Origin of the sequence: Paucibacter sp. KBW04, from assembly GCF_003852425.1 — a bacterium.
In the GTDB taxonomy this organism is placed as follows: domain Bacteria; phylum Pseudomonadota; class Gammaproteobacteria; order Burkholderiales; family Burkholderiaceae_C; genus Paucibacter_A.
In genome coordinates this window covers 85,211-103,544 of record NZ_QAJN01000019.1, presented here as the reverse complement: position 1 = coordinate 103,544, position 18,334 = coordinate 85,211, and the positions used below count along the sequence as shown (strand labels likewise).

At 61.3% G+C, this 18,334-nt stretch carries 24 protein-coding genes; 3 read left to right on the top strand and 21 right to left on the bottom strand.

Annotated elements, in window-relative coordinates:
- Nucleotides 1–170: 170 nt before the first annotated feature.
- The 8 genes from DBR47_RS22775 to DBR47_RS22740 all read right to left on the bottom strand — a co-directional run bounded on the left by DBR47_RS22775 (nt 171) and on the right by DBR47_RS22740 (nt 3,829).
- Nucleotides 171–722: a DUF6869 domain-containing protein gene (locus DBR47_RS22775; RefSeq protein ID WP_124454444.1), complete on the bottom strand. Its 552-nt coding sequence runs from the start codon at nt 720–722 to the stop codon at nt 171–173.
- Nucleotides 694–1,032 carry a hypothetical protein gene (locus DBR47_RS22770; protein WP_124454442.1) on the bottom strand — a complete coding sequence of 113 codons (339 nt, stop codon included), beginning with the start codon at nt 1,030–1,032 and terminating at the stop codon, nt 694–696. The genes DBR47_RS22775 and DBR47_RS22770 overlap by 29 nt, the downstream gene beginning before the upstream one ends.
- A complete protein-coding gene (locus DBR47_RS22765) occupies nt 1,029–1,418 on the bottom strand; it encodes a DUF6864 domain-containing function (RefSeq protein ID WP_124454440.1) in 390 nt (129 codons plus the stop codon). Before DBR47_RS22765 ends, DBR47_RS22770 begins: the two co-directional genes overlap by 4 nt.
- A 128-nt stretch (nt 1,419–1,546) precedes the next feature.
- Nucleotides 1,547–1,750: a hypothetical protein gene (locus DBR47_RS25180; RefSeq protein ID WP_124454438.1), complete on the bottom strand. Its 204-nt coding sequence runs from the start codon at nt 1,748–1,750 to the stop codon at nt 1,547–1,549.
- A gap of 197 nt (nt 1,751–1,947) precedes the next feature.
- On the bottom strand, nt 1,948–2,451 hold the full coding sequence (locus DBR47_RS22755) for a hypothetical protein (RefSeq protein WP_124454436.1): 504 nt from the start codon (nt 2,449–2,451) through the stop codon (nt 1,948–1,950).
- Between the two features lie 57 nt (nt 2,452–2,508).
- On the bottom strand, nt 2,509–2,907 hold the full coding sequence (locus DBR47_RS22750; protein WP_197047237.1) for a hypothetical protein: 399 nt from the start codon (nt 2,905–2,907) through the stop codon (nt 2,509–2,511).
- A gap of 23 nt (nt 2,908–2,930) precedes the next feature.
- Entirely contained in the window at nt 2,931–3,293 is a 363-nt protein-coding gene (locus DBR47_RS22745) for a hypothetical protein (RefSeq protein WP_124454434.1), read from the bottom strand.
- A 59-nt stretch (nt 3,294–3,352) separates the two neighbouring features.
- Nucleotides 3,353–3,829, bottom strand: a complete 477-nt coding sequence (locus tag DBR47_RS22740; protein WP_124454432.1) for a hypothetical protein — start codon at nt 3,827–3,829, stop codon at nt 3,353–3,355.
- Nucleotides 3,830–4,668: 839 nt separating this feature from the next.
- Here DBR47_RS22740 and DBR47_RS22735 point away from each other — a divergent pair.
- The 3 genes from DBR47_RS22735 to DBR47_RS22725 all read left to right on the top strand — a co-directional run bounded on the left by DBR47_RS22735 (nt 4,669) and on the right by DBR47_RS22725 (nt 6,446).
- On the top strand, nt 4,669–5,691 hold the full coding sequence (locus DBR47_RS22735) for an integron integrase (RefSeq protein WP_370454949.1): 1,023 nt from the start codon (nt 4,669–4,671) through the stop codon (nt 5,689–5,691).
- Nucleotides 5,692–5,836: 145 nt separating this feature from the next.
- Complete coding sequence (locus DBR47_RS22730; protein ID WP_124454428.1) at nt 5,837–6,130, top strand: type II toxin-antitoxin system RelE/ParE family toxin; 294 nt, start codon at nt 5,837–5,839, stop codon at nt 6,128–6,130.
- Between the two features lie 10 nt (nt 6,131–6,140).
- Nucleotides 6,141–6,446: an addiction module antidote protein gene (locus DBR47_RS22725; protein WP_124454426.1), complete on the top strand. Its 306-nt coding sequence runs from the start codon at nt 6,141–6,143 to the stop codon at nt 6,444–6,446.
- 164 nt (nt 6,447–6,610) lie between these two features.
- On the opposite strand, the gene DBR47_RS22720 is transcribed toward DBR47_RS22725, so the two are convergent.
- Genes DBR47_RS22720 through DBR47_RS22660 form a run of 13 tightly spaced genes read right to left on the bottom strand, consistent with a single transcriptional unit; the run spans nt 6,611 to nt 18,332 of the window.
- Nucleotides 6,611–7,786: an acyl-CoA dehydrogenase gene (locus DBR47_RS22720; RefSeq protein ID WP_124454424.1), complete on the bottom strand. Its 1,176-nt coding sequence runs from the start codon at nt 7,784–7,786 to the stop codon at nt 6,611–6,613.
- Nucleotides 7,787–7,839: 53 nt separating this feature from the next.
- A complete protein-coding gene (locus DBR47_RS22715; protein WP_124454422.1) occupies nt 7,840–8,277 on the bottom strand; it encodes a RidA family protein in 438 nt (145 codons plus the stop codon).
- A 7-nt stretch (nt 8,278–8,284) separates the two neighbouring features.
- Nucleotides 8,285–8,677: an acyl-CoA thioesterase gene (locus tag DBR47_RS22710; protein WP_370454948.1), complete on the bottom strand. Its 393-nt coding sequence runs from the start codon at nt 8,675–8,677 to the stop codon at nt 8,285–8,287.
- Between the two features lie 46 nt (nt 8,678–8,723).
- Nucleotides 8,724–9,434, bottom strand: coding sequence for an ABC transporter ATP-binding protein (locus DBR47_RS22705; RefSeq protein WP_370454947.1), 711 nt, complete (start codon nt 9,432–9,434; stop codon nt 8,724–8,726).
- Entirely contained in the window at nt 9,431–10,204 is a 774-nt protein-coding gene (locus DBR47_RS22700; protein ID WP_124454418.1) for an ABC transporter ATP-binding protein, read from the bottom strand. Before DBR47_RS22700 ends, DBR47_RS22705 begins: the two co-directional genes overlap by 4 nt.
- Complete coding sequence (locus tag DBR47_RS22695; RefSeq protein ID WP_124454468.1) at nt 10,197–11,159, bottom strand: branched-chain amino acid ABC transporter permease; 963 nt, start codon at nt 11,157–11,159, stop codon at nt 10,197–10,199. Before DBR47_RS22695 ends, DBR47_RS22700 begins: the two co-directional genes overlap by 8 nt.
- 5 nt (nt 11,160–11,164) lie before the next feature.
- The gene (locus DBR47_RS22690) at nt 11,165–12,085 is read right to left on the bottom strand and encodes a branched-chain amino acid ABC transporter permease (RefSeq protein WP_124454416.1); all 921 of its coding nucleotides are present in this window, start codon (nt 12,083–12,085) and stop codon (nt 11,165–11,167) included.
- Nucleotides 12,082–13,290: an ABC transporter substrate-binding protein gene (locus DBR47_RS22685; protein ID WP_124454414.1), complete on the bottom strand. Its 1,209-nt coding sequence runs from the start codon at nt 13,288–13,290 to the stop codon at nt 12,082–12,084. The genes DBR47_RS22690 and DBR47_RS22685 overlap by 4 nt, the downstream gene beginning before the upstream one ends.
- 31 nt (nt 13,291–13,321) lie before the next feature.
- A complete protein-coding gene (locus tag DBR47_RS22680) occupies nt 13,322–14,941 on the bottom strand; it encodes a benzoate-CoA ligase family protein (protein WP_124454412.1) in 1,620 nt (539 codons plus the stop codon).
- Between the two features lie 12 nt (nt 14,942–14,953).
- A complete protein-coding gene (locus tag DBR47_RS22675) occupies nt 14,954–16,114 on the bottom strand; it encodes an acyl-CoA dehydrogenase family protein (RefSeq protein WP_124454466.1) in 1,161 nt (386 codons plus the stop codon).
- 12 nt (nt 16,115–16,126) lie between these two features.
- Nucleotides 16,127–16,990, bottom strand: coding sequence for an enoyl-CoA hydratase family protein (locus DBR47_RS22670; RefSeq protein WP_231512460.1), 864 nt, complete (start codon nt 16,988–16,990; stop codon nt 16,127–16,129).
- Complete coding sequence (locus DBR47_RS22665) at nt 16,987–17,547, bottom strand: MarR family winged helix-turn-helix transcriptional regulator (RefSeq protein ID WP_124454410.1); 561 nt, start codon at nt 17,545–17,547, stop codon at nt 16,987–16,989. Before DBR47_RS22665 ends, DBR47_RS22670 begins: the two co-directional genes overlap by 4 nt.
- Nucleotides 17,547–18,332, bottom strand: coding sequence for an SDR family NAD(P)-dependent oxidoreductase (locus DBR47_RS22660; protein ID WP_124454408.1), 786 nt, complete (start codon nt 18,330–18,332; stop codon nt 17,547–17,549). Before DBR47_RS22660 ends, DBR47_RS22665 begins: the two co-directional genes overlap by 1 nt.
- Between the last annotated feature and the right edge of the window lie 2 nt (nt 18,333–18,334).

The following is an 18,334-nucleotide window of genomic DNA, read 5'->3' as shown; positions in this document are numbered from 1 at the left end:
TCTGGGGCAGCGGCATGGTCAGCAGCAAGCCCGTTTGTAGATGTTCAGTCTGTTCCTCATTGCGTTGCCGCTGTTCAGAACGCGGGTCTAGAAATGAAAAATACCCCGTAGGGTCAAGTCTTGCTATTGGAGCTTGAAACGGTAGGAAGTCCTTGTAGACTGGTTAGCCGTCATTCTGGAATTCCATCCCAGCCGCGGCGATTCCAGACCTTTTGAACCCGGGCCCAGACTTCGTCTGCAATTTGACACTGCCAGACACCGCCGAGCATCCAAGCGAACTGTGGATTCAGACGGGCCTCCCGCTCAACTCTCTCGATAAACGCGGCACCGTAAAGCCCGAGGAGGTCTTCTACCGGCCCGGCAGCAAGTACACCCAGAAACGGCTTGGCCCTCGCCTCTGCGACCGTAGCAAGAATGCACTGCCAGGCGTGCTCGGGATGCTTTCGGACAACGTAGTCGAATTCATCGAACCCGATCAAGTCGGCATTCTGCTTCCCGTGATTTTTCGGGTCAGATTGCCAAGCGGCCCACAGAAGCCACTCTTCTACTACGCGGTGTACGGGTAGCGGTGTTTCCATGACGGCTAACGTCCAAGATGAGCGGCAGGCAAGAGCTGGCCCCGCGAAGGCAACAATAACAAGGGATCGCAGCGGGGCCAGCTTTTGCCTGTCCGATCCATTGAAGTGTTGGGCATCACCGCCCCTTGCCGAAGAGGTATCCAAGCGCGAGAGTTATCAGTGGCGCGAAGATCGACCAAACGTCCTTGATTTCAGTGAGCGCGCTCGCATTTCCCTTGGCAAGCGCGATCACGATAGATGCAGTAGATAGCGCCCCACCGCCAATGAACGACCAAAGGATCGTCCGATAGACGATTGAATTCTGAGCATGCTCGCCAGAGCCAATCTGCTGAGTCACCGTACCAGGGATCGACACTGAGATTGAGCCCGAGGTCTCGGGGACCGGCGGCGCGCGAAGTTCGCCTTGCAATTGACCCAAATTGGCCGTAGTCAGGGAAGATGATTGCTCACTCACGCGGGCTCCCCAAGCGTAAAGGTGTAGTGAACAGTCTTGCTGCTCTCCGGACTGATGGCATAAACCATGAAGGAGAGCGACAGCTTTCGACCAGCCAAAGTCCCAATGTCGAGAGGGGCGGTTGTTCCCGAACCGATGGAGTTGTTGAAGTTGTAGAGCGTGAGATTCAGCGTGGAGTCAGACGCAGACCCAGGGCCAAGCCGCGTAGCGCCAGCATCAGTGACGAAGGAGAAGACGACCTTTAGATGGGCGATCTGAAACTCCAGATTGCGGTTGTCTACCGTGATGACCGTACCAGCCGACACAACATCGCGCCCCGACGTGCGAATCTGGACGGGAGCGAATGGTTGGCCGACGGGCGCGCCAGCGTTTGAAATGAATGACATGCTGCCTCCTGGGCGGGTATTGTCCGCTCAAGTAACGAGCGGCTTCGCCCCTGATGTCCAACGTTTGCGGTAAGCGGACCAGCCAGCGTAGCTGGCGCAGGTTCGCTTGACCAAAGGGTTAAGCCGCATCATGGTGCGACCACCCCAGATTCTGCCCATAGCTTCTCGAAATATTCGCCCGCTACCGGCTCACCCTTGAAATCCGCGTACCGCATGTTTGTATCGAGCCAAAAACCATAGTCATGGATGCTGGGGCCAGCAACCATGATGGCCTCATTTTGATCCAGTCCGATCTCCCTCCATGGCGCGCCATCTTCGTCAAACTCAATCAACCAGCATCGAATGAGAGGATGCTTCCCGCGGTAGCTCGGGTTCGCTGTGTCAACCAGACCTCGCCGCTTGTCAGCACGGCCAACTTCGTCCGAGTTTGCGTCCAGAACTATGCGAAGGAACGGCATTGCGCTTGCGGCTTAACGTTTGAGCTCAGCGGGCGGCGAAGCCGTCCGCTGCAGCGAAGGGTTAAGCCGCATCACAGGCAGCCCTCCACGTACTGCACTTGGGCTTTGTTACCGATGTAGAAGTTGTCGACTTTGGCGTCTCTGGTCTCAAAACGCACTGCGATATCACCCGCGAGGGCAACCGTTAGATATCGATCTTCTGGGCCCGAATAGTGATGCGGTTCATCGCTAAGTCTCCTACCGTAGCGTCGCTTAACGGCGGCTACTGTCGTACCAATGCGGATACCGTCTTGCGTAGAGATCTTGTCGGTGCGCACGTCGATTCGACGAAGCTTTCCGTCCTCAAACATGAAGGAGACACCGTTGAACCGCTTGGACTCCAGATAAAAGCAGCCGCTGTCTTCTGGATTCTGAGGCTCGGACAGTGCCTCCCCAACCGAATGACTGAACTGCGCCACTGTCATACCGAATTGAACTGGCCCAAGCCCCCGAGAAGTCACCGCAGCAATATGCCCCGCAGCAAATGCGGTAGCGGCGAGGAGGATTCCTGTCGTGGCAATTGCCAAACGCTTCATAGTGCGGCTTAACGTGAAAGTGAGCGGACGCCAAAGGCGGTCCGCTCCAATGACAGGTTAAAGGGCATCAGCGCTCTCCGCCAAGAACTCATGACACCCTGTTTTGTCGAGAAATATCCGGAAATGGTGAAGCTGCTTGTAGGGCTTCACAGATGCTTGGTCCGCCTCCAGGTGCTCTGCCAATTCCCGGCTGTTGCCAACCACTCCAACCTTGAAGTAGTACCCGGAGATCCATTCAGCCGGGCACGCGTACAGCGACGTGAAGCGATGCCAACGAACACAGGCGAAGGCGATTTGAACGGGCTCGCGCCCGGCGATATGCACCCTCAGTACGGCCTTCCCTTCGGACATATGAAGCTCGCTGGCCTCGTACTCGCCGGTATCGAAGGACGGCAGCTCAATATGAGACGCTGAAGCCAAGTCGTGCCCTTTAACGTGAAAGTGAGCGGACGCCAAAGGCGGTCCGCTCCAATGACAGGTTAAAGGGCATCAGCGCTCTCCGCCAAGAACTCATGACACCCTGTTTTGTCGAGAAATATCCGGAAATGGTGAAGCTGCTTGTAGGGCTTCACAGATGCTTGGTCCGCCTCCAGGTGCTCTGCCAATTCCCGGCTGTTGCCAACCACTCCAACCTTGAAGTAGTACCCGGAGATCCATTCAGCCGGGCACGCGTACAGCGACGTGAAGCGATGCCAACGAACACAGGCGAAGGCGATTTGAACGGGCTCGCGCCCGGCGATATGCACCCTCAGTACGGCCTTCCCTTCGGACATATGAAGCTCGCTGGCCTCGTACTCGCCGGTATCGAAGGACGGCAGCTCAATATGAGACGCTGAAGCCAAGTCGTGCCCTTTAACGTGTGAGCTCAGCGGGCGGCGAAGCCGTCCGCTGCTGCGAAGGGTTAAACAGCAAGTTCGCCTCCCGAGCGGCCCAGAGCAACTTCGAGGATTTCCTCGGCTGACAGGTCCTTAATGGTTGGCTTCCCAAAATACTCATCTGGCCAAAAAATCAAGTCGCTGAGGCGCTCGTCACCGGTGTTGACGCGCAGGCATTCCACCCAATACTCGACTTGGAACTCGGTGCCCTTGGCCTGACATATCAACCGAAGCATTTCCAGCATTTCGGCCTCGGTTGCATCCCTCGGGAGTGCATGCCAGTCAACCAGCGACTTTTGCGCAAAGGTCTCCGGGTCGTTAGAGCCGAATGCGCCCATGACCTGTTGCAAGGAGATGATTCGCCCCGCCAGCAGCCCCAACTGCCGAAGTTCGGCGGCGTAGTTCGCGCCTGCCTCGTGCAAGCCGTAGATGTCTCGGGCTAGCTTCCGCGCCGCAGGCAGGTTTGGATTCGACGCGACGGGGTCAAAGAAGTGCGGTCGCATTTGCTGTTTAACGTTCGCGCTCAGCGGGCGGCGTAGCCGTCCGCTGCAGCAAAAGGTTGTGCCGCGTGAGCGTCATGCTGGAGCCGAGGAAGTACCGGGACTGAAGCACTTGCACTCCTTTGGGCCGCCACGGCCACCCGTCATCTCCTGTGGATAGCTTGGCACCATGCGCCCGTCTAACCCCGCGGGCTTGCATTGCTGGGCGCACTTCTGCTCGAACGACGGAACCAATCCGACGAGCATGGCACCTGCAAGAGAGGCCAAGATGAAACCGCAAAATGCCAGAGCGACTATCCAATTGCGGCGGACGGCAGGCCGAAGTTTCATGCTGCACAACGTTGGAATTCAGCCGACCAGCCAGCGAAGCTGGCGCAGGTCGGCTGCAATGACGGGTTGGGCAGCACGCTCTCACTCATACGTGCCATCCGGAAATCCTGCCAACTGAATTTGCTCCGATGAGGCGCTTTCAAATTCAGAAATACGCTTCGCCAAACACCTTGGGCACCTGCAATTCGGATCATCGAGCGCGCCGTAAACCGCAGCTTCTAGGTCGGTCGGGTCTAGATATGCGGTACCCACTTCATCGCATACAAGCACCACAGCCTCGCAATTGGGACACGCCAAAAAGCAAAGTGCACCCTGCCTGGCGCAACACTGGCATCGGATTCCTCGAATTTCCCAAGAAGGTCGATCAACCTGCATCTAGTGCCGCCCAACGTAATGTCCAGAGCAAAGTCTGCTCTAGAAGTTGGGCGCTGCTCCATACATTGATCATCTGTCCCCCCTGAGAGTGGCTTGAATGCTGGCTTTTTGCTCAATATACTGTATGCATGTACAGTATTAAAAATTCCGCGAAACCCAGCACCCCTGTGCTGCAGTCCAGCCGGATTTTGGACCAGTTGCGCGAGCGGATACGGTACATGCACTATAGCCTCAGCACCGAGCAGGTGTACCTCTACTGGGTGCGCTTCTTCATTCGCTGGTCGGGCCGTGGCGGGGTCATGCGGCATCCCCGCGACATGGGTGCCAGCGAGGTCGAAGCGTTTTTGGCCCATCTGGCCACAGAGCGCAGGGTGTCTGCATCCACGCACAACCAAGCGTTGAGCGCGATTCTGTTTCTTTACCGGGAAGTGCTCGCTATCGAGCTACCTTGGCTCAGCAACATCAATCGCCCCACCCAGAAGCGGCGCATTCCCAGTGTGTTGACCAACGACGAAGTGGCGGGCTTGCTGGCACAGATGCAAGGTGAAACCGCACTGATCGCCCGCCTGCTTTATGGCACGGGCATGCGCCTGATGGAGGGGATGCGCCTTCGTATCAAGGACGTAGATTTTGAGCGGCAGGTGATCATCGTGCGCGATGCCAAAGGCGGCAAAGACCGGGTGGTGATGTTGCCGCGTTCGCTCGTGCCGGCCTTGCGTTTGCAATTGCTGGCGGCTCGCGCGCTCTGGGAAGCTGATCGACAGGCTCAGCGCGGGGGCGTGGAGACGCCTCATGCGCTGGAGCAAAAGTATCCCAAGGTGGGCTATTCGTGGGCTTGGTTCTGGATGTTTCCGTCACCCACCTTGTCTATCGATCCGCGAAGCGGTGTGGAGAGGCGCCACCACCTCTACGAAGACCGTGTGCAACGCGCACTGAAGAAGGCAGTGCCGCTGGCAGGCATTGCCAAACCGGTGTCTGTTCACACCCTGCGCCACTCTTTTGCCACCCATCTGCTGCAGGCGGGCACTGACATCCGCACCGTGCAAGAACTGCTGGGCCATTCAGATGTGTCCACGACCATGATCTACACCCATGTGCTCAAGATGGGCGGCGGCGCCGTGACGAGCCCGATTGATAGGCTTCTAGGCGGCAATGGCTAAGCAGGGCAAGACATTCAAGGCAGGGGCTCGGGCCTCGAAACTAATCAGCAAAGTCTTAGAAACCCACAAACCGCCACCCGTGCCAAGGCGCCGCCAGGCAACAATAGCTTGTTGATGATTCGTAATCGATCGATTACAATATACCATGATCCGCGTGAAGGCCTTGCCCGAGTTCAGCCATTGGCTGAATGGCGTCCCTGACGCCAAAGTCAAGGCTGTTGTTGCTGCGCGAGTGCTGCGCTTGTCCCTGGGGCTGCCTGGTGATGTCGCCCCGGTGGGCGAGGGCGTGTCGGAGCTTCGTATTCACTTCGGTGCGGGCTGGCGCGTGTACTTTGTGCAGCGTGGCAATGAGCTGATCGTATTGCTCGCAGGCGGCTCCAAGAAGAGCCAAGCGGCAGACATTCGCAAAGCCAAAACCCTGGCGAAGACCTTGGACTAAGGAGCACAAGATGAGCAAGCGTACAAAAGTGAGCGAACTACCGGAGTTTGATGCAACTCCTTACCTCGACTCGGAGGAAGCTGTTGCAGCCTACCTGACCGACGTGATGGAAGCTGGTGATCCTGCCTTGCTGGCGGCGGCCTTGGGGGACATTGCGCGGGCACGGGGCATGACCGAGATTGCGAAAGCCTCAGGCATCGCTCGCGAGGCGCTCTACAAAGCACTGCGTGCAGATTCGCAACCCAGGTTTGACACCATCAGCAAGGTCTGTGCGGCCCTTGGCGTTCGGCTCGTTGTCCAACCCCTTCACACTTGAGAACGCATGAGCGGCATTGAGTCCCGCTCACTCAGTTGGGGTCAGCCTTGCCACCAGTATCGTGGCAAGGCCTTCGGCAGCCGAGCCAAGCCTTCCGACTTGCCTGTGCAGCGTCAGAGCGATTCCGCTCGCTGCGCTCGCTCCGGGCGGTCTGCCCCCCAAGCCTAAAAAGCCGCAATCCCCGTCATCGCCCTGCCCAGAATCAGCGCATGAATATCGTGCGTGCCCTCATAGGTGTTGACCACCTCCAAATTCACCAGGTGGCGGGCGATGCCGAACTCGTCGCTGATGCCGTTGCCGCCCAGCATGTCGCGCGCGGTACGAGCGATGTCCAGGCTCTTGCCGCAGCTATTGCGCTTCATGATGGAGGTGATCTCCACCGCGGCCGTGCCTTCGTCCTTCATGCGGCCTAAGCGCAAGCAGCCTTGCAGGCCCAGAGTAATTTCGGTTTGCATATCGGCCAGCTTCTTTTGCACCAGCTGATTGGCGGCCAGGGGTTTGCCGAATTGCTTGCGATCCAGGGTGTATTGACGGGCCTTGTGCCAGCAGTCTTCGGCCGCGCCCAAGGCCCCCCAGGCGATGCCGTAGCGGGCGCTGTTGAGGCAGGTGAACGGGCCCTTCAGGCCGCGCACATCGGGGAAGGCGTTCTCCTCGGGGCAGAACACTTCGTCCATCACGATCTCGCCGGTAATCGATGCGCGCAGGCCCACCTTGCCATGGATGGCGGGGGCGCTCAGGCCCTTCCAGCCCTTCTCCAACACAAAGCCACGGATGGCACCTTCGTCGTCCTTGGCCCAGACCACAAACACATCGGCCACCGGGCTGTTGGTGATCCACATCTTGGCGCCGCTGAGGCTGTAACCGCCCGCCACTTTCTTGGCGCGGGTGACCATGGAGCCAGGGTCAGAACCGTGATTGGGTTCGGTCAGGCCAAAGCAGCCGATCCACTCGCCGGTGGCCAGCTTGGGCAGATACTTTTGCTTGGTGGCTTCATTGCCGAACTCGTTGATGGGCACCATCACCAGCGAGCTTTGCACGCTCATCATGGAGCGATAGCCAGAATCCACCCGCTCCACCTCGCGGGCGATCAGGCCGTAAGCCACGTAGTTGAGGCCGGGGCCGCCGTACTCAGGTGCGATGGTGGGGCCTAGCAGGCCAATCTCGCCCATCTCGCGGAAGATTTCAAGATCGGTGCGCTCGTGGCGGAAGGCCTCCAACACACGCGGCGCCAAGCGCTCTTGGCAATAGCTGGCGGCCGCGTCACGCACCATGCGTTCATCGTCGCTGAGCTGCTCATTCAACAGCAGCGGATCGTCCCAGTGAAAAGATGCTTTGCTCATTGTTTTGTCTCCTAGTAACTCAATGGTAATTCAGTGCAGCGCTAGCCTCGTGTTCACTCCGGAACAACGGCCGTGACCTCGATCTCCACCTTGGCTTGGTCTTCCATCAAGGCCACAACCTGCACCGCCGTCATGGCGATCTGGTACTCGCTGCCCAAGACCTCGCGGTAGACGGCACCCACCTCGCGGCCACGCGCGAGGTACTCGCGCTTGTCGGTCAGGTACCAGGTCATGCGGGTCATGTGCTTGGGCTCGGCGCCGGCCTCGGCCAGCACGGCCTTGATATTGAGCAGGGTCTGGCGCACTTGCGCGATGAAGTCCTCGCTCTCGAACTGGCAAGCAGCGTTCCAGCCGATCTGGCCGGCCACAAAAACCTGTCGCCCAGTGGCCGCCACCCCATTGGCATAGCCGCGCGGAGCGGCCCAGCCGGCGGGCTGCAGGATCTGTTTGGATGAAGGTAAAGATGAAGAGTTACTGCTGCTTGTTGTCATGGGGGTTCTACTCCTGCTGCTGCGCCGCAAGCTCCAGCGCGGCGCGCAAATCATCGGGAAAAGGCTGGGGCTTGTGCGTCTCCAGCGAGGTGCAAACCAGCACCTGCTCGAAGGCCACACGCTGGCCATCTTCCCCGTCAAAAGAAATACTGAGGGCCAAGGAAGTCCGGCCCAGCTTGGCGATGGCCAGGCGCTGGCGCAACACATCGCCCATGCGGCTGATGCGTTTGAAGTCGGCAGCCAAACTCACGCTGGGCAGGCCAACGCGGCGCGGGCCCAGCAGCTGCGCATAGTCCACGCCCAGGCCCTGGCTGATCCAGTCTTCCACCAGGGCATTGAGCATCTCAAAATAGCGCGGGTAAAAGACGATGCCCGCCGGGTCGCAATGCCCGAAGCGCACCAGTTCTTGCCGCTCAAATACAAAGTCAGTTGCTGCCATTTTTTATTCAAACACCGAGATAGCGATGCCAGAGCGCGTGGTCGGCGTCCAGGGCGGCGGAATCCCCGGTCCAGACCATTTGCCCGCGCTCCAGAATGTGATGGTGATCGGCCAGGCGGATCAGGCGTTTGACGTATTTGTCCACCACCAGAATCGTCTGCCCCGACTCACGCAAGACCTTCAGGCAGCGCCAGATTTCCTCACGGATCAGCGGGGCCAGGCCCTCGCTGGCCTCGTCCAAAATCATCAGACGCGGGTTAGTCACCAGCGCCCGGCCTATGGCCAGCATCTGCTGCTCACCACCCGAGAGCTGATTGCCCATGTTTCCAGCGCGCTCGCGCAAGCGCGGGAACAAATCGAACACCCGCTCCACATCCCAGGGCTGCTGCGCCCCGCTGCGATTGGCAGCAAACGCCTGCAGATGCTCGCGCACCGACAGATTCGGAAAAACCTGCCGCCCCTCGGGCACGATGGCCAGCCCCAAGCGCGCAATGCGGTCGGCCGACCAAGCATTGACCAGCTCGCCGCAAAAGCGGATCTGCCCAGCCTTGGGCTTCATCCAGCCGGTCAGGCAGCGAAGCGTCGTGCTCTTGCCCATGCCGTTGCGGCCCAGCAGCGTCACCACCTCACCGGATTGAATCGTCAGGTCCAGACCAAAGAGAACTTGGCTGCTACCGTAAGCAGCTTCGAGTCCCGTCACTTCCAGCAATGCGCTCACAACGCAGACTCCATCGCTTCCTCATCCCCCAGATAGGCTTTCTTGACCTCGGGGTGGGCCCGGATCTCATCCGGCGTGCCGCTGGCGATCACCCGGCCAAACACCAGGGTGGAGATGCGATCGGCCAGGCGGAACACCGCGTCCATATCGTGCTCCACCAGCAAGAGGGTCACTTCTTGGCGCAGCGATTGCAACAGCGTCACCATGCGCTCCGATTCATCCGGCCCCATGCCGGCCATGGGTTCGTCCAGCAGCAGCAGGCGCGGCCGCGCGGCCAGGGCCAGGCCCAGCTCCAATTGCCGCTGCTCGCCGTGAGCCAGTGAACCCGCCTGCCGCTGCGCAGAAGCCGCCAAGCCGATGCGGGCCAGCAAGGCTTGGGCCTCATCACGCAAAGCCGCATCGGCAGCAGCGCGCCGCCACAAGCTGGGCCAACCGGGGCGGCGGGCCTGCACGGCCAGGCAGAGGTTGTCCAGCACGCTGAAGCTCTTGAAGATGCTGGTGATCTGGTAGGAGCGCACCAAGCCCGCCCTCACCCGCGCGGCCATGGGCTTGAGGGTCAGGTCTTGCCCCTCGAAAAGGATGCGACCAGCATCGGGCTTCAAAGCGCCCGAGATCTGATGGATCAAGGTCGTTTTGCCAGCGCCATTGGGGCCGATCAAGGCATGGACCTCGCCCGCCCTCACCTCGAAGGAAGCGTTGTCGGTGGCGGCCAGCGCGCCAAAGCGCTTGACCAAGCCTTCTATCTTCAGCAAGGGCTGAGCGTTACTCATGTTTGGCTCCTCGCTTGCGGGCTACGACCAGGCCTGCCAGACCCTTGTGTGCGAACAGGACGACGCAGAGAAGCAGGACGCCCAGCACCATCTGCCAATGCAAGGTGTAGCCCGACAGCAGCTCCTCCAGCAGCAGCAAAACCGCCGCGCCCAGCGCCCCACCCCAGAGCGCACCGGCACCGCCGATGATCAGCATGATGAGCAGCTGGCCCGATTGCGACCAATGCAGCATATGCGGTGTGACCAGGCCATTCAGATTGGCCAGCAAGGCGCCCGCCAGCCCTGCCAGCGCGCCGGCCAGCACGAATGCCTGCCATTGCACGGCGAACACCGGGCTGCCGACGGCGCTCATGCGCTGCTCGTTCTCTTTGATGCCTTGCAGGATTTGACCGAACGGAGAATTGACCCATCGCTGCAGCGCGGCCATCACCAGGGCGCCAAGGGCCAGAATCAGCCAAAAGAACTGCGCATCGTTTTGCAAGTCCAAACCCGGCGCCAGGGAGCGCTGTGACAGGGGCAGGCCGTCTTCCCCGCCATAGGCCTTCAGCGACACCATCAGGTAGTAAAACATCTGGGCAAACGCCAGGGTGATCATGATGAAGTAGACACCCCGGGTGCGCAGGCTGATGACCCCAATCAAGGCGGCGGCCAGTGCGCTCACCAGCATGGCCAGCGGCCAGGCAACCCAGGCCTGCACGACACCCGCCTCGGCCAGGATGCCCACTGTGTAGGCGCCCAGGCCCACAAAAGCTGCATGACCAAAGCTGACCATGCCGCCAAAGCCCAGGATCAGGTTCAGGCTGGATGCGGCAATGGCAAAGATCAGCACCCGACTCAGCACGCCCAGATAGAACTCCATGCCCAGCGCGCTCAGCAAGGGCGGCAAGCAAGCCAGCAACAGCAAGAGCCCCCAGGCCCACACGCCCAGGCCGCGGTGATGAATCGACGCAGGCATGGCGCTCATCCGCGTGCCGGGAACAGGCCCGCCGGTTTCCAGAACAAGACCGCCGCCATCAGCACATAGATCAGGATGGAGGCCAGGGCCGGGCCCAGATTGCTGGCCACATCGGCCGATGCCACCTGGCGCAGCAGCGCGGGCAGCAAGGCGCGGCTGCAGGTGTCCACCAGGCCCACCAGCAAGGCACCCACCAGGGCCCCACGAATCGAGCCGATACCACCGATGACGATGACCACAAAGGCCAGAATCAAGATGCTCTCACCCATGCCCACCTGCACCGCCAGCAAGGGGCCCAAGAGCGAGCCCGCCAGCGCGCACAAGGCCGCGCCAAAGCCAAACACCAGGGTGAACAAGCGGCCAGTATTGACCCCCATGGCCATGGCCATGGGCCGGTTGGAGGCCCCCGCCCTCACCCACATGCCGATGCGGGTACGCGTCACCAGCACAAAGAGCAAGGCCGCCACACCCAAGCCCACCGCGATGATGAGCAGGCGATAGGCAGGATAAAACAGTCCCGGCAGCAACTCCACCGGGCCGGACAGCGCGGCCGGCGTGTTCAGCATCATGGGCTGTTCACCCCAGATCATGCGCACACCCTCGTTGCAGATCAGGATCAGGGCAAAGGTGGCCAGCACCTGGGACAGATGGTCGCGCTGATAGAGCCGCCGCAAAAGGGTCAGCTCCAAAAGCATGCCAAACAGCGCCGTGCCGCCCAAGGCCGCCAGCACGGCCAAAGTGAAGGAGCCGGTCGCCTGCGCCGTGGCGGCCGCCAGATAGGCGCCCACCATATAGAGTGAGCCATGGGCCAGATTGATCATGTCCATGATGCCGAAGACCAGGGTCAAGCCCGCGGCCAGCAGGAATAGCATCAGGCCAAACTGCAGGCCGTTGAGGGCCTGCTCGGTGATCAAGATCCAGTTCATTGCACCTGCTGCATCTTGCAAGATGCGGCGTAGGCATCCGCATGGTTGCTGAAGATCTTGCCCAGGGTCTTGTTGGTCACCCGGCCTTGGCCGTCCTTGGTGATGACGCGCAGGTAATAGTCCTGAACGGGGAACTGGTTGTTATTGAACTTGAAATTGCCTCGGATGGACGTGAACTTGGCGGCTTTCAAGGCCTTCAAGAGCGCGGGCTTGTCTTCCACCTTGCCCTTGACGTCCCTCACGGCGGCGTCCATCAGCAGGGCCGCGTCATAGCCTTGGGCGGCGAACATGGAGGGCAGGCGGCCGTAGTCCTTCTGGAAGTCGGCCACAAATTTTTTGTTGGCGGCGTTGTCCAGGTCGTGCGCCCATTGCGAGCTATTGAACATGCCCAGCATGGGCTCGCCCACGGCCTTGATCACGTCCTCATCGGCCGAGGTGCCGGGGCCGAACAAGGTGATGTCTTTGGACAAACCCGCGCCCACAAACTGCTTGATGAAATTGATGCCCATGCCGCCGGGCAGGAAGATATACATGCCGTCGGGTTTGGCGGCCCGGGCTTGCGCCAACTCGGCCGCATAGTCCAGCTGACCCAGCTTGGTGAAGATCTCCTCCACCACCTCGCCCTTGTAGTAACGCTTGAAGCCGGCGGCAGCATCCTTGCCGGCCGGATAGTTGGGCGCCAGGATCACGACTTTCTTGAAGCCCTTGTCCGTCATGGTCTTGCCGATGGCCTCGTGCACATTGTCGTTCTGCCAGGCCACATTGAAGAAGAAGGGGTTGCATTGCTCGCCCGCGTATTGCGAGGGCCCGGCATTGGCGCTGACGAAGGGCGTCTTGCTGGCAAACACGCTGGGGCCTACGGCCAACATCAGATTGGAGAACACGATGCCGGTCATGAAGTCAACCTTGTCGCGCTTGATCAAGCGGTCCGAGGTCTGTTTGGCGACCTCGGGGTTTTGTTGATCGTCCGCCGTGATCAGTTCCACCGGCAGGCCGCCGAATTTGCCACCGCTGTGCTTTAGCGCCAGGGCAAAGCCATCGCGGATATCCACGCCTAAGCCGGCGCCGGGGCCGGACAGCGTGCTCAGCAAGCCAACCTTGATCTTGTCGGCCGCCTGGGCGGGCGCAGCGCTCAGCAAGAGACTCATGGCCAAAGCGCTCAAACTCAAAACGACGGGGTGCTTTGCGGTGGATGCGGTCTTCATTCGTCTCTCCTAGCCTGGGATGAAATTGAACTCATTGGGACTGCTGGGTGCGCAAACGGAAGCGCTGCAATTTACCCGTCTCGGTGCGCGGTAGCTGGCTGCAGAACTCGATGGCGCGCGGGTATTTGTAAGGCGCCACCTGGGCCTTCACAAAGTCCTGCAAGGTCTTGACCATCGCAGCGTCGGCCGCATGGCCGGGCCGCAAGACGACAAAGGCCTTGACGATCTGCCCCCGCGCTTCATCGGGCTGCCCCACCACGCCACATTCCGCCACGGCCGGGTGCAAAAGCAGGGCTGCCTCCACCTCCGGACCGGCGATGTTGTAGCCCCCCGAGATGATCATGTCATCGGTGCGCGCCTGGTAGACGAAGTAACCCTCATCGTCCTGCAGATAGGCGTCGCCGGTCAGGTTCCAACCCTTCAGCACATAGGCTTGTTGGCGCGGGTCGGCTAGGTAGCGGCAACCGGTCGGGCCCTTGACGGCCAGGCGGCCGACCTGGCCGGCAGGCAAGACCTGACCCTCTTCGTCCAGAACACAGGCCCGGTAGCCCGGCACCGGCTTGCCGGTGGCTCCCGGCTTGGCATGGGCCTCGTCATGCGAAATAAAGATGTGCAGCAACTCGGTCGCGCCGATGCCGTCGATCAACTCGATGCCTGTCGCCTCCTTCCACAGCGCGCGGGTGGCCGCTGGCAAGGCCTCCCCGGCGCTGACGCATTTGCGCAGACTACTCAAGTCGTGTTGCCCCACCTGAGGCGCCATGACGCGGTAAGAGGTAGGCGCGGTGAAACAGACGGTGGCGCGGTACTTGGCAATTGCGGGCAGCAAGGCATCGGGCGAGGCCTTTTCCAGCAGCACGGTGGAGGCACCCACGGTCATGGGGAAGAGCACCAGCCCTCCTAGACCAAAGGTGAAGGCCAGCGGCGGGCTGCCGATGAAGACATCGTCGGCCTGAGGCTTCAACACATGCGGCGGCCAGCAGCGGCAGATCGCCATCACATCGCGGTGAAAGTGCATGCAGCCCTTGGGCGCACCGGTGGTGCCCGAGGTGAAGGCGATGAGGCAGCAGTCATCGGCCGCGGTGTCCACATTGCTGAACTGACTGGGCTTGGTGGCAGCGCGCGCCTCCAGGCCCTCGGGCGCGGCGCTGTGATACAGGCAGACCGACTTCAGCGTGGGGCTCTGGCCCTGCGCCGCCAGCAATTCCTCGCTCAAGCGCTCATCGCACAAGGCATGGCTGACCTGGGCCTTGTCGAGGATTTGGCTCAACTCCTTGGCCCGCAGCAAGGGCATGGTGGCCACGGCGATGGCCCCCGCTTTTTGAATCGCAAACCAGCAGGCCGCCAATTGGGGTGAGTTGGCACCGCGCAGCAGCACCCGGTTGCCGGGGCGCACACCCAGGTCCTCGACCAGCACATGGGCAATGGCGTTCGCCTGGGCCTGCAGCTGCGCATAGGTCCAGCTCACGTCGACACCCTGGATGCACAGGCGCTCGCCTTGGCCCCGCTCAACCCATCGGTCCAGCAATTCATAAGCGCAATTGAGCCGCTCCGGGAATTGCAGCTCCGGCAGCTCAAAGATCAGCTCGGGCCACTGATCTTTGGGCGGCAGATTGTCTCTGGCGAATGTATCGATATGGGCTGTATCACTCATGGCTGGCCTTCTTCAACTGTTCTTCAACAAGTCGCGTCCAATGATGAGCTGCTGCACCTCACTCGCTCCCTCATAAATCCGCAAGGCCCGAATCTCCCGGTACAGCGACTCCACAATCTCCCCGCTCTGCACCCCGCGCCCGCCATGCAATTGCAGGGCCGAATCGATCACCCGCTGCGCGCCCTCGGTCGCCATCAACTTGGCCATGGCGGCTTCGCGGGTCACGTTCTGGCCCTGGTCACGCTGCCAGGCAGCGCGGTAAACCAGCAAGGCCGAGGAATCCACCGTGCACGCCATATCGGCCAGCTTGGCCTGACTCAGGGGCAGATCGGCCAGCGTGGCGCCAAACATGGCGCGGCTCTTGGCCTGAGCCAAACCCTCTTGCAAGGCGCGACGCGCAAAGCCCAGGGACGCGGCCGCGACCGAGGTGCGGAACACATCCAAGGTGCGCATAGCAATCTTGAAGCCCTCGCCGCCCGCGCCGATCATTTGCGACTTGGGCACCCGGCAATTGGTGAACCTGAGGCGGGCCAGGGGATGGGGCGCGATCACCTGGATGCGCTCGGCGATCTCGAAACCGGGGATCCCGGCATCGACGATAAAGGCACTGATGCCACGTGAACCAGGAGCTTCACCCGTCCGCGCAAACACGACATAGAAATCCGCAATACCGCCATTGGAGATCCAGGTCTTCTCACCATTCAGCAGATAAGCATCGCCGTCTTCGCTCGCGCTGCATTGCATAGCCGCCACGTCCGAGCCGGCCTGCGGCTCAGAGAGAGCAAAAGCCGCCAAGGCCTCGCCTCGTGCCACCCGTGGCAGATAACGCTCGCGTTGAGCGGCGGTGCCGGCCAGTGAAATCGCCCCCGAACCCAGGCCTTGCATGGCAAAGGCGAAATCCGCCAGGCCGTGACAACGCGCCAAGGTCTCACGCAAGATGCAAATTGATCGGGTGTCGATCGCCTCCGCCGCCCCGCCCAGGGCCTGGCCCGCGATGGCGTGCTTGAGCCAGCCGCCCTCGCCTAAGTGCTTGACCAGCTGGATGCACTCGGCATCCACATCCGCGCCGTGGGCGGGATCTTGCAAATGGGCTTGGCACCAGGCCTCCAGCTCTTGGGCCAGGACGCGGTGGCGCTCCTCGAAGAATGGCCATTCAAGATGTTTCAGATGCATGGAACTCATGAATCAGTCCCCCTTGAACTCGGGCCGCTGCTTGGCCACAAAAGCGTGGTAGGCGCGATGGAAGTCCTGCGTCATCATGCAAATCGCCTGCGCCTGGGCCTCGGACTCGATCGCCTCGTCCACCCCCATGGCCCATTCCTGATGCAGCATCTTCTTGGTCATGGCATGGCCAAAGCTAGGGCCGGCGGCAATCTCCTGGGCCCATTGAACGCTGTTCTCCAACACCGCCTCGGCCTCGACCAGGCGGTTCAGAAAACCCCAGGCCAAGGCCTCTTCGCCGCCCAGGCTGCGGCCGCTGTAAAGCAGATCGGAGGCGCGGCCCTGGCCGATGATGCGAGGCAGGAGGGAGCAAGCCCCCATATCGCAGCCGGCCAGGCCGACGCGGGTGAACAAAAACGCCGTCTTGCTGCGGGCCGTGCCCACGCGCAGGTCCGAGGCCATGGCGATGATGGCACCGGCGCCAGCGCAGACACCGTCGATGGACGAAATCACCGGTTGGGGGCAGGCCCGGATCGCCTTGACCAGATCACCCGTCATGCGGGTGAAGGCCAGCAGATCGGGCATGCTCATCTTCGTCAAAGGGCCGATGATCTCGTGCACATCGCCGCCGGAGCAGAAATTGCCACCCGCACCCTGGACGACGATGGCGCGCACCTCGTCCACATAGCTGAGCGTGCGAAAGAGATCGCGCAACTCGGCATAGCTCTCAAAGGTCAGCGGGTTCTTGCGCTCGGGCCGGTTCAGCGTGATCACGCCCACCGCGCCACGCTGTTCCCAGGCGAAGTGCTGGGGCGCAAAACCCTGCAGGCTGCGTTGATTGCCGCCGCTCAAATGGGCGTCCATGGCTCGGCCGATAGGAGTGTTCATGCTTGTTGTTTCCTTCTTGTCCGGGCCTTGGTCGACGGTTTGAGTGGCTGCTGCAGTTCTTGCTGCGCCGCCGCCTCCAAGGCTCCCAAATGTTGCTTCAAATCAGCCAGCAGGCCATGGACCTGCTCTTGCTGCTCGGCCGACCACCCCCCCAGCAGCTCCAACACCCACTGCTCATGCGTGCTGGCCATGCGTTTGAACTGGCGTCGACCAAGGGGCGTGAGTTTGACCGAAAAACTACGCCTATCGCTGGGGTGGGCATCACGCAAGACAAGCCCTTCAGCCTCCAGCTGATCGGTGATGCCAGTGATATTGCCGCCGGTCACCATCAAGCGCTTGGACAACTCCCGCATGGACAGGCCTTGCGGATGCCGTTCCAGCTGAGCCAGCAGGTCAAAGCGCGGCAAGGTGGTGGCGAAGTCTTGCGCCAGGCGCTTGCGTATCACGCCCTCTACCCGGGTGGTACAGCTGAGCAGGCGCAGCCACAAACGCAAGGCCTGGTGATCCTGGCCTTGCACGCGTGATTCCAGGTCCGGGCCTAGCTCGACAGCATCCATTACATCAACTCCCCGCCGCAGACGGCGATGGCTTGGCCGTTCATGGCTGAGCTGCCCTTCTGCGCCAGCCACAACACCGCGTTCGCCACTTCCTCGGGCTGTACCAAGCGGCCTTGCGGATTGCTGGCGGCAAAACCCGCCAGGGCTACTTCGGCGCTGCGGCCGGTCTTGCTCACCACCGTGTCCACGGCACGGCTCAAAATGTCGGTCTCGGTGTAGCCAGGGCAAACGGCGTTGACCGTCACGCCGCGCTTGGCCACTTCCAGCGCCATGGCCCGGGTCAGGCCCAGGACCCCATGCTTGGCCGCGCAATAGGCGGCGACATAGGCATATCCCGTCAGCGCCGCCGTGCTGGCCACATTGATGATGCGGCCATGGCCGCGCTCCAGCATGGCGGGCAAGACCTGGCGGCTGCAGAGAAAAGTGCCGGTCAAATTGACGGCCAGCATCTCATTCCACAAGGCCAGACTGGTGCGCTGCAGAGGCGCGGTCTGCACCTGACCCGCGTTATTGACAAGGATGTCGACCGGACCAAAAGACCCATTGGCAAAGGGCGCGAAGGCCTGCTCCACCGAGGCCTCATCGCTCACATCCACGGTTTGAATGGCCACCGCCCCCTGCTCGCCCAACAACTCGGCCTGCGCCTGCAGGCGTTCGGCGCTGCGGCCCATGAGGGTGACACGCGCCCCGGCCTGCAGCAGGCCGAGCGCAATCGCCGCGCCGATGCCGCTGCCGCCACCGGTCACCGCGGCATGCAGGCCTTGCAAGCTTCTCGACTCGCTCATCC

Coding starts and splice junctions, on each gene's coding strand:
- DBR47_RS22765 (WP_124454440.1), bottom strand. CDS start 1,418: ATGTCATTCATTTCAAACGCTGGCGCGCCCGTCGGCCAACCATTCGCT.
- DBR47_RS22755 (WP_124454436.1), bottom strand. CDS start 2,451: ATGAAGCGTTTGGCAATTGCCACGACAGGAATCCTCCTCGCCGCTACC.
- DBR47_RS22740 (WP_124454432.1), bottom strand. CDS start 3,829: ATGCGACCGCACTTCTTTGACCCCGTCGCGTCGAATCCAAACCTGCCT.
- DBR47_RS22730 (WP_124454428.1), top strand. CDS start 5,837: ATGATCCGCGTGAAGGCCTTGCCCGAGTTCAGCCATTGGCTGAATGGC.
- DBR47_RS22725 (WP_124454426.1), top strand. CDS start 6,141: ATGAGCAAGCGTACAAAAGTGAGCGAACTACCGGAGTTTGATGCAACT.
- DBR47_RS22720 (WP_124454424.1), bottom strand. CDS start 7,786: ATGAGCAAAGCATCTTTTCACTGGGACGATCCGCTGCTGTTGAATGAG.
- DBR47_RS22715 (WP_124454422.1), bottom strand. CDS start 8,277: ATGACAACAAGCAGCAGTAACTCTTCATCTTTACCTTCATCCAAACAG.
- DBR47_RS22700 (WP_124454418.1), bottom strand. CDS start 10,204: ATGAGTAACGCTCAGCCCTTGCTGAAGATAGAAGGCTTGGTCAAGCGC.
- DBR47_RS22695 (WP_124454468.1), bottom strand. CDS start 11,159: ATGCCTGCGTCGATTCATCACCGCGGCCTGGGCGTGTGGGCCTGGGGG.
- DBR47_RS22690 (WP_124454416.1), bottom strand. CDS start 12,085: ATGAACTGGATCTTGATCACCGAGCAGGCCCTCAACGGCCTGCAGTTT.
- DBR47_RS22685 (WP_124454414.1), bottom strand. CDS start 13,290: ATGAAGACCGCATCCACCGCAAAGCACCCCGTCGTTTTGAGTTTGAGC.
- DBR47_RS22680 (WP_124454412.1), bottom strand. CDS start 14,941: ATGAGTGATACAGCCCATATCGATACATTCGCCAGAGACAATCTGCCG.
- DBR47_RS22675 (WP_124454466.1), bottom strand. CDS start 16,114: ATGCATCTGAAACATCTTGAATGGCCATTCTTCGAGGAGCGCCACCGC.
- DBR47_RS22670 (WP_231512460.1), bottom strand. CDS start 16,990: ATGAACACTCCTATCGGCCGAGCCATGGACGCCCATTTGAGCGGCGGC.
- DBR47_RS22665 (WP_124454410.1), bottom strand. CDS start 17,547: ATGGATGCTGTCGAGCTAGGCCCGGACCTGGAATCACGCGTGCAAGGC.
- DBR47_RS22660 (WP_124454408.1), bottom strand. CDS start 18,332: ATGAGCGAGTCGAGAAGCTTGCAAGGCCTGCATGCCGCGGTGACCGGT.